This window comes from Herbidospora mongoliensis, assembly GCF_001570545.1.
Taxonomy (GTDB): Bacteria; Actinomycetota; Actinomycetes; order Streptosporangiales; family Streptosporangiaceae; genus Herbidospora; species Herbidospora mongoliensis.
Genome location: NZ_BBXD01000021.1, coordinates 215,165 through 230,441 on the forward strand (window position 1 = coordinate 215,165; position 15,277 = coordinate 230,441).

Annotated in this window: 11 protein-coding genes; 2 read left to right on the forward strand and 9 right to left on the reverse strand. The window is 69.9% G+C overall.

Features of this window, described 5'->3' with window-relative positions; translation table 11 throughout:
* Nucleotides 1-24: 24 nt before the first annotated feature.
* The 9 genes from AW272_RS31620 to AW272_RS31660 form a co-directional block, all read right to left on the reverse strand.
* Nucleotides 25-2,568: a bifunctional FO biosynthesis protein CofGH gene (locus tag AW272_RS31620; RefSeq protein ID WP_275527334.1), complete on the reverse strand. Its 2,544-nt coding sequence runs from the start codon at nucleotides 2,566-2,568 to the stop codon at nucleotides 25-27.
* A gap of 10 nt (nucleotides 2,569-2,578) precedes the next feature.
* Nucleotides 2,579-3,505 carry a DNA-3-methyladenine glycosylase family protein gene (locus AW272_RS31625; RefSeq protein ID WP_245657817.1) on the reverse strand — a complete coding sequence of 309 codons (927 nt, stop codon included), beginning with the start codon at nucleotides 3,503-3,505 and terminating at the stop codon, nucleotides 2,579-2,581.
* Nucleotides 3,505-4,608 carry a mannose-1-phosphate guanylyltransferase gene (gene manB, locus AW272_RS31630; protein ID WP_245657818.1) on the reverse strand — a complete coding sequence of 368 codons (1,104 nt, stop codon included), beginning with the start codon at nucleotides 4,606-4,608 and terminating at the stop codon, nucleotides 3,505-3,507. Before manB ends, AW272_RS31625 begins: the two co-directional genes overlap by 1 nt.
* A 15-nt stretch (nucleotides 4,609-4,623) precedes the next feature.
* The gene (locus tag AW272_RS31635; RefSeq protein ID WP_066372994.1) at nucleotides 4,624-5,751 is read right to left on the reverse strand and encodes a glycosyltransferase family 4 protein; all 1,128 of its coding nucleotides are present in this window, start codon (nucleotides 5,749-5,751) and stop codon (nucleotides 4,624-4,626) included.
* 192 nt (nucleotides 5,752-5,943) lie between these two features.
* Entirely contained in the window at nucleotides 5,944-6,873 is a 930-nt protein-coding gene (locus tag AW272_RS31640; protein WP_245657819.1) for a lysylphosphatidylglycerol synthase transmembrane domain-containing protein, read from the reverse strand.
* Nucleotides 6,874-6,953: 80 nt separating this feature from the next.
* Nucleotides 6,954-7,814 (reverse strand): class I SAM-dependent methyltransferase, encoded by an 861-nt coding sequence (locus AW272_RS31645; RefSeq protein WP_218011141.1) that lies wholly within the window; start codon nucleotides 7,812-7,814, stop codon nucleotides 6,954-6,956.
* A 27-nt stretch (nucleotides 7,815-7,841) separates the two neighbouring features.
* Nucleotides 7,842-8,900 (reverse strand): glycosyltransferase family 4 protein, encoded by a 1,059-nt coding sequence (locus AW272_RS31650; protein WP_066372996.1) that lies wholly within the window; start codon nucleotides 8,898-8,900, stop codon nucleotides 7,842-7,844.
* Nucleotides 8,900-9,820: a glycosyltransferase family 2 protein gene (locus tag AW272_RS31655; RefSeq protein ID WP_066373118.1), complete on the reverse strand. Its 921-nt coding sequence runs from the start codon at nucleotides 9,818-9,820 to the stop codon at nucleotides 8,900-8,902. Before AW272_RS31655 ends, AW272_RS31650 begins: the two co-directional genes overlap by 1 nt.
* A gap of 48 nt (nucleotides 9,821-9,868) precedes the next feature.
* On the reverse strand, nucleotides 9,869-11,788 hold the full coding sequence (locus AW272_RS31660) for a hypothetical protein (protein ID WP_245657820.1): 1,920 nt from the start codon (nucleotides 11,786-11,788) through the stop codon (nucleotides 9,869-9,871).
* Between AW272_RS31660 and AW272_RS31665 the strand changes: the two genes are divergently transcribed.
* Complete coding sequence (locus AW272_RS31665; RefSeq protein ID WP_157518926.1) at nucleotides 11,772-13,142, forward strand: hypothetical protein; 1,371 nt, start codon at nucleotides 11,772-11,774, stop codon at nucleotides 13,140-13,142. The two genes, AW272_RS31660 and AW272_RS31665, sit on opposite strands and share 17 nt — an antisense overlap.
* A gap of 176 nt (nucleotides 13,143-13,318) precedes the next feature.
* Complete coding sequence (locus AW272_RS31670) at nucleotides 13,319-15,277, forward strand: LCP family protein (RefSeq protein WP_245657821.1); 1,959 nt, start codon at nucleotides 13,319-13,321, stop codon at nucleotides 15,275-15,277.

Genomic DNA, 15,277 nt, shown 5'->3' on the forward strand with positions numbered 1-15,277 from the left:
ACGCTTTGTAACCACTTCGCGACGTCAGTTCACGAGAGGCAGCACGCGTCGCACGCTCGCGCACACTCCGTCGCTCGCCGCCGCCGCGTCCTGGCGCTCGGGGGACGGGGTGCCGTATTCGGTCGTGCGCTGCCGCAACGGCCGGCCGCTGAGCTCGACCATCTGGCGCAGTTCGGAGATGGTCTTGTACGACCCGTTCTCCGACCCCGCCATACGGGAGATGGTCTCCTCCATCAGGGTGCCGCCGATGTCGTTCACTCCCCCGGTCAGGACCTGGCGGCACAGGTCGTCCTGAAGCTTCACCCACGAGCACTGGATGTTGTGGATCGCGCCGTGCAGCAGCAGCCGGGAGACCGCGTGGACGGCGCGGTTCTCGTCGGCCGTGGGACCAGGACGGGCGATCCCGGCCAGGTAGATGGGCGCGCTGTGGTGGACGAACGGGAGCAGGACGAACTCGCTGAAGCCGCCCGTCTCCTCCTGGAGCCGGCGGATCAGGCGGATGTGCTTGACCCAGTGGCTGTGGTTGTCGACGTGGCCGTACATCATCGTGGAGGTCGTGGGGATGCCCACGCGGTGGGCCGTGGTGATGACGTCGATCCACTCGCGGGTGGGGAGTTTGCCCTTGGTCAGCACCCAGCGGACGTCATCGTCGAGGATCTCCGCCGCGGTGCCGGGGAGCGAGTCGACGCCCGCCTCGCGGGCTCCTGTCAGCCAGTCCTCGATGGAGAGGTTCGTGCGGCTGGCGCCGTTGATGACCTCCATCGGGGAGAAGGCGTGCACGTGGATGCCGGGCACCCGGGCCTTGACCGCCCGCGCGATGTCGAAGTAGGCCGTGCCGGGCAGGTCGGGGTGGATGCCGCCCTGCATGCAGACCTCGGTCGCGCCGGCCGCCCAGGCCTCCTCGGCGCGGTCGGCGACCTGGTCGAGGCTGAGGGTGTACGCGTCGGCGTCGGTGCGGCGCTGGGCGAAGGCGCAGAAGCGGCAGCCGGTGTAACAGACGTTGGTGAAGTTGATGTTCCGGTTGACGACGTAGGTCACGTCGTCGCCGTTGACCTCGCGCCGCAGGCCGTCGGCCAGGGCGCACAGCTCGTCTAGGGCGGGGCCGGTCAGGCTCAGCAGGGACTCGGCCTGGGCGTCGGTGAGGGCCAGGGGGTCGCGGGCGGCCTGGCGCAGGGCCTCGGCTCCGTCGCCGGTCATCGAGACGGCGGTGGGGAGACGATCGCGAAGGGCGTCCCAGTCGCCGTAGACGTTGTCGAAGTCGTCGCGGCGGTCGGTCGTGCGCCCGGTGGTGTCGACCTCGGTGTGCAGGTCGACCCGGCCCGACGCGGCGAATCCGCCGTCGGGTTCCTGCCACGGGTGGGGTGCCGGGTTCACGTCGAGGGCCATGCCGTCGGGACCGGCCAGAGCCGACACGTGGGTCAGCAGGCGGGGGTCGAGCCAGGGCTCCCCCGCGCGGATGTACTCGGGGTAGATGGTCAGGCGTTCCCGCAGGTCGAAGCCGTTCTCCGAAGTGATCGCCGACAGCGCCTCGATCGCGGGCCACGGCCGTTCCGGGTTCACGTGGTCGGGGGTCAGCGGGGAAACGCCGCCCCAGTCGTCGATGCCGGCGCGGATCATCAGGCCGTATTCGCCGCCGATCAGGTTCGGCGGGGCCTGCACCCGCATGCGCGGCCCGAGCACCATCCGGGTCACCGCGATCGTCGCGGCCAGCTCCTGGAGGTCCGCGTCGGGCATCCCGCGCATGGCGGTGTCGGGCTTGGCGCGGAAGTTCTGGACGATCACTTCCTGGATGCCGCCGTACTCCCGGGCCACGCGGCGGATCGCGAAGATCGACTCGGCCCGGTCGAGGACGGTCTCGCCGATCCCGATCAGGATCCCGGTCGTGAACGGCACGTTGGAGCGTCCGGCGTCTTCGAGGACGCGCAACCGGACGGCGGGGTCCTTGTCCGGCGACCCGTAGTGGGCGCCGCCCTTCTCGGTGAACAGGGCCGTCGAGGTCGTCTCCAGCATCATGCCCATCGACGGCGCGACCGGCTTGAGCCGCTGGAAGTCGCGCCACGTCAGCACACCCGGGTTGAGGTGCGGCAGCAGGCCGGTCTCCTCCAGCACCCGGATCGCCATGGCGCGTACGTAGGACAGCGTGTCGTCGTAACCGTGCGCGTCGAGCCACTCCCGCGCGGCGTCCCAGCGGTCTTCTGGACGGTCGCCCAGGGTGAACAGCGCCTCTTTGCATCCCATGGCGGCGCCCTCGCGGGCGATGGCCAGCACCTCGTCGGGTGACAGGAACGGGCTCGGGAGCTTCGCGGGGGCGGTCGCGAAGGTGCAGTAGCCGCAACGGTCCCGGCACAGGCGGGTCAGGGGGATGAAGACCTTGCGGCTGTAGGTGATCACGCCGGGGCGTCCGGCCGCCTCCAGGCCCGCGTCACGGATCCGGGAGGCGTGGTCGAGGAGGGTGTCGAGGTCGGCGTCGCGGGCCTCCAGGAGGATGGCCGCCTCTGCGACGTCGATCGTCTTCCCGTCGCGTGCGCGTGCCAGCGCCCGCCTCATAGCTGCCGTCATAGTCTGCACATTACGTTGATCAGAACGCGCGATAGTCGCGGGGAGCCATCCGGGGGCCCCGGCCGGGCGGCCGGCGGCCGCTCATCTCGATCAGGCGGACCACGCGGTGGCGGTGGCCGGCGAAGGGTTCGAGCAGGCGGAGCATGCCCTCGTCGTCGGTCTTCGCGCCGGTGAAGGCGAAGCCGACCAGGCCGGGGATGTGGAAGTCGCCCACGCTGGGGGCGTCGGCGTCGCCCAGGGCGCGCTGGCGGATCTCCGCCGAGGTCCAGACGCCGATGCCGGGGAGCGCGCGCAGCAGGCGGTCGGCCTCCCAGGTGGTGGCCGCCGTCTCCAGCTTTCCCTCGTGGCGGGCCGCGTTGATGATCGTTCTTGCCCGTACGGCCTCCGCACCCGCCTTGTGCCAGTCCCACGACGGCACGAGCCGCCAGGTGTCGGGCGAGGGAGGCACCCTGAGCCCTTCGGGGCCGGGCCCGGGGGCGGGGTCGCCGTATTTGCGCACCAGCCAGCGCCAGGCCCGGAACGCCTCCCGGCCCACGACCTTCTGCTCCAGCACGGCGGGCACCAGCGCCTCGAAGACCCGCCCGGTCCGGCCGATGCGCAGCCCGGACGCCCGCAGGTGCAGCCCCTTCAGGAAGCCGGCGACGGGGTCGTCGTCTCCCATCGCGTCGAGCAGGGCGCCGAACTCCTCCGCGGGGTCGCCGGCGCCCAGCAGGTCGGGCATCGTCTCCAGGAGCCATTCGGCGCCGAGACCCCACGCCAGGCCGTGCACCTGACCTGCGACGACGGAGATCCGGAGCGTTCCCGGCCCTTCGGGGGTGCGGCAGGCGCGCCACAGGGCCCCGTCCGGAGTGGTCTGCCAGACGGGGTCCCCCGACCCGTGCCGGTGCGGCGCCAACGTCAGCCCCAGGTCGAGGGGGCCGTCGGGGCGCCAGCTTCGTTCAGGCACTACGCATCGCTTGAGAACCTCACCGCGCATTCCGGCAGTTCGATGCCGGGCCAGACCCGGGCGCCCGCCGTCAGTTCGTTGCGCGCCCCGATGGACGCCTTGTCGCCGATGACCGACTCCCGCACCACGGCTCCCTCGGCGATCGAGGCGCCGGCTCCGATCACGGAGTCGACCACCGTCGCACCAGGGGCGATGCGGGCGTCGTCGGCCACCACGCTACCGTGCACGATCGCGCCGGCCCCCACGGTGGCCCCTGCGCCGATCACCGAACCGCCGGTGATCTTGGCCTCGGGAGAGACGGTCGCGCCGTCGAGCACCAGCGCCTCTCCGGGCGCACCCGGGAGGGCGGGGGAGGCGAGGAGGCCGCGTACGAGATCCGCGGAGCCCTGGACGAAGGCCGCCGGAGTGCCCACATCCAGCCAGTAGGTCGAGTCGGCGAAGCCGAGCACCGTCTGACCGTCTTCGATCAGGCCGGGGAAGGTCTGCCGCTCGACCGAGACGACCTCGCCGAACGGGATCTTGTCGATGACGGACCGCCGGAAGACGTAGCAACCGGCGTTGATGCGGTTGGTCACGGGGTTGGGGGTCTTCTCCAGGAACGCCGTCACCCGGCCCTGCTCGTCGGTCGGCACGCAGCCGAACCGCGACGGGTCGTCGACCTCGGTGAGGTGGAGCGTGACAGCGGCCTTGCGCGCCACGTGGAGATCGATCTGGGCGGTGACGTCGTGGCCCGAGAGGATGTCGCCGTTGAGCACCAGCACCGGCGCGTCGTCACGGCAGATCAGCGCCTCGGCGGCGTTGCGGATCGCGCCGCCGGTGCCGAGGGGGGTCTCCTCCGTCATGTAGACGATCTCCAGGTCGAACGCCGACCCGTCGCCGAAGGCTTCGGTGAACATCTCCGCCTTGTACGAGGTCGCGAAGACGATCCGGGTCACCCCAGCGGCCCGCGCTTTGGCGAGCTGATGGGCGAGAAAAGGCACCCCCGCCGTGGGAAGCAGCGGTTTCGGGGTGAAAAGGGTCAGCGGCCGTAGGCGGGTCCCCCGCCCTCCCACCAGGAGAATCGCCTCAAGATGATCGGGTCGGGGCAAAGCAGGCTCGGTCACATGGGCGAGGTTAACTCAATGTTCCGTCGCACGCTGATAGGAAACGAGATGTGCGTGCGCAGACATTTTCCAGCTGAATTCTCTGCTTCTCGCGAGCCCCGCCGCGCCCAATTCCACCCGTCTCCCGGGTGAATCGAGCAGGGCCCGCAGCGCCACCCCGATGCTTTCCGAATCGGGTTCCGTGTACGCCACCGCGTCGCCCCCCACCTCCGGCAGAGACGTGCGCCGCGTCGTCAGCACCGGCGTGCCACACGCCATGGCCTCCAGCACCGGCATCCCGAACCCCTCGCACCGCGACGGGAACGCCGCCACCAGCGCGCCGCCGTAGAACCCGGCGAGATCGCCGAACGGCAGATAACCGGTCCGTACGACGGTGACGCCGCCCGGGAGCTCCCGCATGGCCGCCTCGACCTCACGCCCGCTCTCAGCGGGCCCGGCGATGACCAGCGCGGGCGGGTTCTCCATGCCCTCGACGGCCCTGGCGAAGCCCCTGATCAGGTTGGGCGCGTTCTTGCGCGGTTCGGCCGGGCCGACGAACGCGACATAGGGACGTCCGTGGATGCCCAGGCGGCTGGTCACCCGGCGCACCTCGGCCTCGGCCGGCGGATGGAAGAGATCGAGGTCGACGCCGTGGTAGGCGACGTCGATCCTGGTGGGGTCGGCTCCGACGACCCGGATCAGCTCGTCGCGGGTGGCCTTCGACGGCGTGATCACCCGGCGGGCGGCCCGCGCGGCGGTCTTGGTGGCCGAACGGAAGAAGGCGGCGCGGTCGGATTCGTACTGGTCGGCCTCGGTGAAGCAGGCGACGTCGTGGATCGTCACCACGCTCGGCACCTCCGAGCGCAGCGGGACGGAGTAGAAGGGCGCGTGGATCACGTCGGCGCCGACCTGCTGGGCCAGCAGCGGCACACCGGTCTGCTCCCAGACGAGCCGGGCGCCCCGGTTGGCGATGGCGTGGGGGCCGGGCACGATCTTCGCGCCGGGCGCGAGATGGGCGTACCTTTCTGCGTCGGCCCGCTGACAGACGATGACAAGATCGGCGCCTTGCTGGTCGAGCGCGGCCAGCAGCCCGTCGACGTAACGGATCAGGGCGCCTCGGTCGGCCGGTACAGCAGCGGCGTCGACGAGAACTCGTGGTTTCAACGCGGTCGCTCCCCTCTGAACCTCTCGCGACCGCCGGATTTCCGCGGATGAGAAAGGTTCACAGCACGGCGAAGGTAGACCGTGACGGAAGGCCCCGATTCCCTCGCCCTTGAATGCCACTGTAGGCCGCCTGGAACGCCAATCGTGAGCGAAATCACACGATTGGCCACGTTCCAGAAACGGATTCCGTAGCTATTCCACGGTTTTTTCCGTTTTGCCCGCTCGCCAACCCGCGAACGCCGCACAGACCAGATCACCGATCGAGACGACCACCCGTGAGACCAGCGCGGCCGCGATCGCCGATCCCTGGTCGAGCACCGGCGCGAGCGCCGCGACCATGGCGACCTCCCGCACCCCGGCGCCCGCCGGGGCCAGCACGAACACGAACCCGAGACACCAGGCGAGCGAGAAAGCCCCGAAGCTGAGGAGAACGGCGCGGGGCCCGGTGGCGCCGAGGCCGTGCACGATCACGGCGAGCTGGACACCGTAGGCGGCCCACCCCGCGAACGCCCACCCCGTCGAGGTCAGCACCCCCCGGGCGGTCAGCGGCCGTTCCAATGGCGGCCTCTTGAGCAGCCGGAACCCGAGATTGAGCACGCCGTTGACGACTTTGGGATGCAACCCGACCGCGAGAACCGGCAGCAGGAGCAGCAACCAGGCATAGCCCGCCACCGAGTCACCCGCGAAAGCGGGCAGGGTCGCGACGGCGACCAGCAGACCGGTCGCGAGATAGATCGGGTACGTCAGGAAGAAGGCCGCCGCGCTTCTGGATCGCGGGATGCCATGGTCCTTGCCCATCTCCATCTGGGCGAGCACCGGCCAGACCGAGCCCGGGATGTACTTCCCCAACTGCCCGATGAAGAAGATCTTCGCCGCGTCGGCGAGCCTCAGCGGCGACCCGAGATCGGCCAGCAGAGCCCGCCACATCAGCATCCCGGCGAGCAACGCCCCGATGACCGCGACCAGCGACAGCCCGAGCAACGGCCACGACAGACGACTCAGCCCGTCGCTGATCGCATCCCACTGCGAAGCGACCGCCCAGACCCCGAACCCGAGCGCCACCGCCAGGAACCCGAACCTGACGACCCTCTTCAGCAGCGATTTCCGCGGCGACGCGACCACCGCACCAGGCTCGTCCTGTGCTCCGTTCTCACCGGCTCCGTGCAGCCCATCCCCTACCACGCCGGATTTATCAGCTTCTTTCACGACGCCTGAGCTGCCTGCCTGCGGGTCGGCACCGCCTCCGGCGGCTGCGGCAAGGCGACACCCGACGGGCGGCGGGAAGTCTTGGTCGCCACCCAGATGTAGGTGGGCACGATCGGCAGCAGCGCGCGCAGGGCGGGCCGGGGGGTCTTCTCCAGGGCGGCCTTCGCCGCCTTCCCCGCCGGGCCCGCGAACAGCTCGCCTCCCGCGAAGGCCTCCGGGGTGGCCAGGACGGGGAACGTGTAGTCCCACACGTGGAAGTCGCCCAGCATCCGCTGCAGGCCGCCGCGCGTGCGGAAGCGCTCGTAGTAGTTGTCGGCTCGGCCGAAGGTCCTGACGTACCGGTCGGCGGCGCGGGGCGGCAGGTAGGACAGGAAGGGCAGCCTGTAGTGGGGTTCCATGACCCCCAGCTTGTTGCCCAGGCCCAGGTAGAGCACCCCGTCGTCGGACAGCACCCGGTGCATGTCGGCGATCACCGCGTCGGGGTCGACCACATGCTCGTAGATGTGGTTGAAAACCAGCACGTCGACCGAGCCGTCCGGGAAGGGCAACCGAGTCCCGTCGCCGCACACGAACGCCACCCGCTCGCCGAACCGCGAGGCGGCCTTGCGCAGGCCCGGGACGTCGATGTCGATGCCGAACGTGTGCCGGGCCCCGGCCAGGGCGAGTTCGTCGGCGATGAAGCCGGCCGAGCAGCCGATGTCGGCGACGGTCAGCCCCTCCAGGGGGCGTTCATCCCGCCCCAGGAAGTGGGCCAGCACCGCGATGATCTTGGCGGCCTTGCGGCGGCGTTTGGCCTCGTCGAGCATCGCCGACTGGAACTCGGAGTACTCCAGCTGCGCGGCGCGTTCGGTGCCCACGGGCGTCCTTCCCTCTTGTGAAAACGTTCAGAGCGCGGCCAGGTAGGCGGACCAGTACGGCTCGGGGTCGACCGCCTTGACCCCGGCCCGGAGGCGTTCGGGGGTGCCGGGTTCGTAGAACCGGCGCAGGGTGGTCGCGAGGGCGTCGGCGGAGCCCGGTTCGACCAGCAGGCCGTCGACGTCGTCGGTCACATTGTCGGCCAGCGCGCCGACCCGGGTGGCGATGACCGGGACGCCGTGTTCGTGGCCGAGCCAGACGTTCTGGGAGGCGGTCGCCGACCGGTAGGGCAGCACGAGCGCGTCGGCCTCGGCGAACAGCCTCGGCACGTCGTCGGCGGGGACGTAGCCGGGGCGCAGTTCCACCCGGTCGGCCAGGCCGAGTTCGTGGATCAGCGCCATCGTGGTCTCCGTCCCGCCCCAGAACTCCCCGGCGACGGTCAGCCGCACGTCGGGGACCTGGGCCAGGGCCCGAAGCAGCAGGTCGAGGCCCTTGTAGGGGCGGACGATGCCGAAGAAGAGCAACCGCCTGCTCAGAGAACCCTCGCCGGAAAGACCGGCCGAGGGCAGGTGGGGCGGCAGCGGCGCGACCTTCACGAACGGCTGGCCCAGTTCCCGGGCCAGCGTCGCCTGCGCATCCGAGTGGGCCAGCACGCCGTCGACCCGTTTGAGCAGGGCCTTCATCAGCGGCTTGTCGTAGGGCTTGGTCTCGTGGGGCAGGACGTTGTGGCAGAGCGCGATCACCCGGGCCTGCTTGCCCAGGCCGTACAGGATCCCCAAATAGGGCGGGACCTGCACGGGCGACAGGACCGTCAGAATCACCAGATCGGCGTCGCGCAGGCGGCGCCCGCAGGCGACCCAGCCGTCGGGGCGGCGCCAGTCGAGAAGGCGCCTCACCTGGGGAAACGGCTCACCTTCAGGCGTGTCGATGGTCTGCACGCCCGGATAGAGGAACGACGGATACTGCGCCAGCCACGACTCGATCACGACGTCGTGCCCGGCCCGCGCGAGCCGGTGGGCGAGTTCGGTGGTGTGCTGGGCGCCGCCGCCCTTGTACGGGAACGTCGGCCCGACGATGACGACCTTCATCACTCGTTGCCGCGCGACCGGACGATCAGGTCGGCCAGCAGCGCGACCGAGCCGATGAGCATGCCCGACAGGAAGATCACGATGGCGTTGCTGGTCAGGTAGAAGCCGTAGTTGACCACGTCGTAGGCGCCCTTGACCAGACCGATCCCGACCAGCCACAGAGCCGGCGGCATGAGGACCTTCAGCGGGTTGAAGTACATGATCATCCGCAGGACCTGCAGGATGTAGCGGTAGGCGTCGCCGAAGAAGCTGAACTTCGACTTCCCGGCCCGCTTGGCGTAGTCGATCGGCAGGTAGTAGACGTCGTGCTGGTTCGACAGGAACGCCAGCGTGATCGTCGTGACACACGAGAACCCCGGCGGCAGCAGCCGCAGATAGGGCTTGGCGACCGACTTGCGGAACGCCCGCAGGCCCGAGTTCAGGTCGGGGATCTTCTGCCCGGCCAGCCGCTCGGCGACCTTCCTGATCACGAACTTGGCCGGCACCCTGAGCAGCTTGTGCGAGCCCTCCTCGGTGGTGCGGGCCCCGACGACCTGGTCGACCGTCGAGTCCTTCTCGAGGATCTGGACCAGCTCGGGGATGCGCTCGTTGGGGTAGGTCATGTCGGCGTCGGTCCAGACGACGATCTCGCCCTTGGCCTCCTGCGACCCGATGCGCCGGACCGTGCCCGACCCGCCGTTGCGGTGGAAGGCCCTGATCCGCATGCTCGGGAACCTCGGCGCGGCCTCGCGCAGCCGCTCCAGCGTCGCGTCGGTGGAGCAGTCGTCGACGGCGACCAGCTCGTAGGTGTAACCCGAGGAGTCCATCGCGGCGCAGATCCGCTCGACCTCGTCGATCACATGGTCCTGCTCGTTGTAGCAGGGCAGCACGATCGTGACGTAGGGATTCTCGCTCACCACTGGTCCACTCTCCGGGGGCATGTCCACGTCGGAAGAGGGTACTCTGCCCAGTCGCACGCCGACCGCACATCAGGGCACGGCGAGCCAGACGTCGACGCTCAGCGACCATGTTCCGTCAGGCGCTTTGACAAGGGACCGCTCGTCCTGCCGGGTCCGCAGGGCCATGACCTGCCTGGGCGTGCCGTAGGCGGTGAGCTGCCCGGCTTCGGCGGCGAGCAGCACAGGACTATGCGTTTTGGCGATGATCCTGCGCACGTCCGCTTCCAGCGGGAGATCTTTCCCGTCCGGATAGGCGACTCTGGCCGTGGGGAACCCACACTGACCCCTGACCACCTGGGTGAGCCGGTCTCCCGTGACCCGTTCGACGATCAGCACCGTCGAACCCTTCGGGATCGCGTCACACATCTCCTGTACGGCTGCCTTCTCGCCCCTCTCGATCGGGGTGAACGCGGTGCCGATCGAGGTGATGACGGGCGGGATGACCAGCAGGCCGGCGATCGCCCAGACGGGGAGCTTCCTGGCCCCCCACACCGCCAGGAGGATCAGCCCGGGGACGATCACCGGGACCAGGCGGCGGGCGGCGAACGGGTGATCTGCGGTGATGGCCGGACGGTAGAGCGTGGTGACCGTGGTCCACAGGATGATCGCCGTCGGCAGGAGCCACGGCTTCTCCATCTTCCGCATCAGCGTGAACGCGCCGAAGACGGCGAGGAGGAGGGCCGGGAGGCCGACGTACCAGATGACCCAGTAGAGCGAATCCTCGTAATAGAGACGCGCGCGATCGATCGGGAGCCCGTTGGCTCTCTGCACGGACTCGATCAACTTGGCCGTGAGTTCGTCGTCGGGGTTCGTGGGAACGCGTCTGACCGTCTCGACGAGAGGTCTGACGGCGAAGGCCAGGACTCCGAGCACGACCCCGGCCGCCGCGACGTTCGGCAGCCACCGTGGGACCCGTTTCACGAACGGCGCGATGACCAGCACGACCGCGCAGATCGCCAGCAGCGGCAGCAGCGAGCCGCTCAGGTAGTCGAAGTAGGGCCGGGAGAGCACGAAGCCCGCCCCGAACCCGATCCCGCCGCCGACCAGCACCCCCGCCAGGAGCTTGCGCTGCGCGACGACGCCGAATACCAGCACGGGCAGGATGTCCCGCAGCCCGTCGATCCGGATCAGCAGCGCGAGCCCGAACACCAGCCCCGCCACGAACATCCGCCGCCCGGCCAGCACCAGGGCGATCCCGCCGAACAGCAGGACCAGCGACGGGATCTCGCTGAACGTCGTGCGCGAGGTGTAGAGGATCGGCATCGCCACCGCGAACGCCAGCGCCCCGATCCAGGCGAAGCGCGCCTGGGTCAGCCTGGCGGTCACTCCCCCGATCGTCAGCACCGCCAGCGCGCCGAGCAACGCCGGGGTGAACCCGGAGGCGTAGAGGATCGGCGCACCCGGCATGAACTGCGGCACGATCGCGCCGTCGTGGGCGTAGAACCCCATGCTGGCGAACCTGAGGGCCGCGTCGCCGCCCCCGAAGGCGTCGATGCTCTCGGGGATGGGGAGCCCGCCGTGGCGCTGCAGCCAGATGGCGTACTGCTCGTAGGTGGCCGGATCGCGCCGCACGATGTACTGCTGCGAGGCGTAGACGGTGTTGAACACCCCCGACGCCACGGCGACCAGGAACACCGACCCCGTCTGCAGCCAGGTGGCGGCGACCTCATCTTTCGGCCACCCCGCCCAGACGAACAGCCCCGCCGCCGGCACCCCGAGAAGGATCATCTGCCAGGTCCCGAACCACCCCAGGAACACCAGCAGCAGCCCGGCGAGCAGCCAGCCCGACAGGGCCAGCGCAGGCAGCGCCGCCGAGACGGCCAGCAGCCGCCCCGGTGACAGGTCGATCCTCAGCGCACGAATGGGCCAGAGCCTAGCGGTGTACCGTGGCCGGGCGACGCGCCCCCGCGATAGGCCCTTGACCTGGAGCCCGATGACCCACCACGACACGACCACTCCGACGGCGACCGCCGTCAGGGGGCCCGTGAGCAGGGCGTGGGTGCGGGCGAATCCCTGGTTCGCCGGGGTGTTCCTGCTGGGGGCGTCGCTGCGGGTGCTGGCGGTGATCGGGTATCAGCCGGCGCTCTGGTTTCCGGACACCTACACCTATGTCGTGACGGCCATCCGGCCCCGGCCGGATCTGGTCCGGCCGGCCGGATACTCCTTCTTCCTCCGGTTGCTGGAGCCGTTCCACAGTTTCGGGCTGGTGGTGATCGTCCAGCATCTGCTGGGGCTGGCGACCGCGGTGCTGATCTACGGCGCGATCCGGCGGAAGGTCCTGGGGGTGATCGCGGCGGCGGTGGTCCTGCTGGACGCGTACCAGATCCAGCTTGAGCACCTGCTCGTCTCGGACACGCTCTTCCTGTTCCTCGTCGTCGCGGCGACCGTGCTGGCGCTGAGGCCGCCGACGTGGCGAAAGGCCCTGGGGATCGGGCTGCTGCTGGGGGCCGCCACGATCACCCGGACCGTGGGCCTGCCGCTGATCGTCGTCTTCCTGGTCCTGTACGGATGGCGCGCCCGCAGGCTCGTCGGCGTCTTCGCGGTGGGGGCGCTGGTGCCGGTCGTGGCCTACGGTGCCTGGTTCTCCTCCGTCCACGACCGGGTCGGGCTGGTCGGGGCGAACGGGGCGTTCCTCTACGTCCGCGTCATGCCGTTCGCCGACTGCTCGATCATGAAGCCGCCCGCCGACCTCGCGGTGCTCTGCGACGATCGGAAGGTCCGCCCGCCCGCCCAGGACTACGTCTGGGACGCCACGTCCCCGCTGGTCAGGCTGCCGGGAGAGACCTTCACGGCCGAGAACGACGCACTCGCGCAGCGGTTCTCGATGCTCGCCATCACCAGGCAGCCGGGCGACTACCTGGCCACCGCCGCGCGGGATCTGGTCCGGGCGTTCGAGCCCGGCCGGCCGGTCTACCCCAACCCCGAGGTGTACGCCACCTACGAGTTCCCGGAAGCGATCCCGGCCGAGCCGCAGACCCGGGACACACTTGGGGTCGAACTCGCCCGTCGATATGAAAACGGCCCTATATCCACGCAAGTGATCGAACCTGTGGCGGGCTGGCTCCGTAACTATCAGAGTGTGCTGGCACTACCGGGGCCGCTGCTCCTGCTCGTTCTGCTCGTTCCCGTCATCGCGGCGCGACGTTCGGACGTCCTCATTCCGTGGGCGGTCGCATGGGCGCTCCTGGTGGTCCCGGCCGCTACGGCGGTCTTCGACTACCGGTACGTCCTGCCCGTCGCCCCCCTGGCGTTCCTGGCCGCCGCACTAGCTCTCTCACCTGCGATGTCAGCGAAATGCAAGTAGAGCTCAGCACAACCGCATACCGTGAAATGTCCACTAATGAGTATGCTGTCCGCCAGCCCAAATCGGAGATCGCTGGGCCGGGCGACCGCATCGTGACCTAATCTCGAAGGCGCAATGAGCGAGCGAATCATTCACGACGCCCCCGCCTTCGACGCGTTTTCAGTCGAGGAGACGGTATGAGCGACCACCGGAACGTCCCCTCCGGCGACCAGCCCGGGTGGGGCAGCGGTGCGTGGTCCTTTGGCGCCGCCAATCCCGCCAATCCCGGGGGCCCCCCGCAGCAGCAGCCGCCCTTCGAACCGCCGCCCATGTATCCCGAGCCGGCCCCGCGCCGCCGCGAGACCGAGGGCGACCCCGACTTCGACGAGAACCGCTGGGGAGTCGGCGACCGCTGGGACGACGACGAGGAGCCGCGGCGCTTCCGCTGGCTCAAGCGGCGCAAGAACGACGAGGAAGAGGCCGAGGACGTCCCGCTCCCCGTCTCCCCTCCGCAGGCTCCCGTTCCGGTCGCCGCCGCGCCCATGCCCCACCCGGCGCCACTGTCGGCGCCGATCGGCGGCCCGCCCGGTCCGCCCGGACGCCCCCCGAAGGCACCCAAGGGCGGCGGCGGTCGTGGCCCGGGGAAGAAGGCGGGCCTGGGCGCCCTGGGGTGGGTGAGCGTGGTGCTCACCACCGTGATGGTCGCCGGCAGCCTGACCGCCTACACGGTCTACCGCCGGACGCTCGGCAACATCCGCACGACCAGCCTCGACGGCGCCCTGGGCGAGAACCGCCCGGAGAACCAGACCGGCGCCCTCAACGTGCTGCTGGTCGGCTCCGACACCCGGCAGGGCGACAACGCCCGCTACGGCCAGAAGGCCGCCCGCGAGGACAAGAGCGAGCGCACCGACACGATCATGCTGCTGCACGTGTCGCCGCAGCGTGACAAGGCGCTGCTGATCAGCTTCCCCCGTGACTCGATGGTGCAGATCCCGTCGTGCGACAACGTGCAGACCGAGCAGGCGATGCCGGCCCAGCTCGGGATGATCAACTCGGCGTTCAACCTCGGCGGCATCGTGTGCACGATCAAGACCATCGAGGCGCTCACCGACATCCGCGTCGACCACTACATCAAGGTCGACTTCACCGGGTTCAAGAACATCGTCAACGCGCTGGGCGGCATCGAGGTCTGCCTGCCGCAGGCGGTCGACGACCGCGCGTCCAAGCTCAAGCTGCCCGCCGGCCGGCAGATCGTGCAGGGCGAAGAGGCGCTCGGCTACGTCCGGATCCGCAAGATCGGCAACAACAGCGACCTGGAGCGCATCAAGCGCCAGCAGGTCTTCCTCTCGCAGGTCGTGAAGAAGGCCACCAGCAGTGCCCTGGTCACCGACTTCGCGAAGCTCGCGGAGTTCATCGGCGCCGCCACCAGCTCGGTCGAGACGGACGACCAGCTCAACACCGAGACCCTGATCCAGGTCGCGCAGAGCGCGCAGAAACTGACCGCCAAGGGCTTCAAGGCGGTGACCGTCCCGGTCGAGGCCTACGTGGCCGACGCCAACCGGGTGCAGTGGAGGCAGCCGCAGGCCAACAACCTGTTCGCGGCCATCCGCACCGACAGCGAGGTCTCCACGGCCGCCCCGAGCCCGCCCGCGTCGGCGGCCCCGCCGGCGGAGGGCGGGTCGAGCGAGGGCGGCGGCGAGCCCAAGCCCTCGGCTCCGGCCGGACCGAAGCCGACCGAGCCCGCGCAGGTGCGGGTCCAGGTCGTGAACGGCACCAACACCGACGGCAAGGCCAGCGAGGTCGCCGAGGCGCTGACCGCGCAGGGCTTCAGGGTCACCCAGATCGGCGACGGCCGTAAGGCCGACGGCAGCGACCAGGAGACCAGTTCGGTCGCATACAAGGGCGCGGGCTGGGAAGGCTCGAAGATGCTCGTCGCGTCCCTGCTGAAGCCGATCGACCCGTCGACGACGCTCCTGCCGGTGGCCAACGTCAAGCCGTTCACGGCGACGACCCCGGCGCCGGGCGGGCCGAAGAAGGCCGTCGGACCGATCATCCAGATCGTCGTCGGCAAGGACTGGGGCGGCGTGAAGGTCCCCCTGTCGGCGGCCGAAGACGAGTCGACGGTCGACTCGAACACCGACATCTGCGCGACCTGA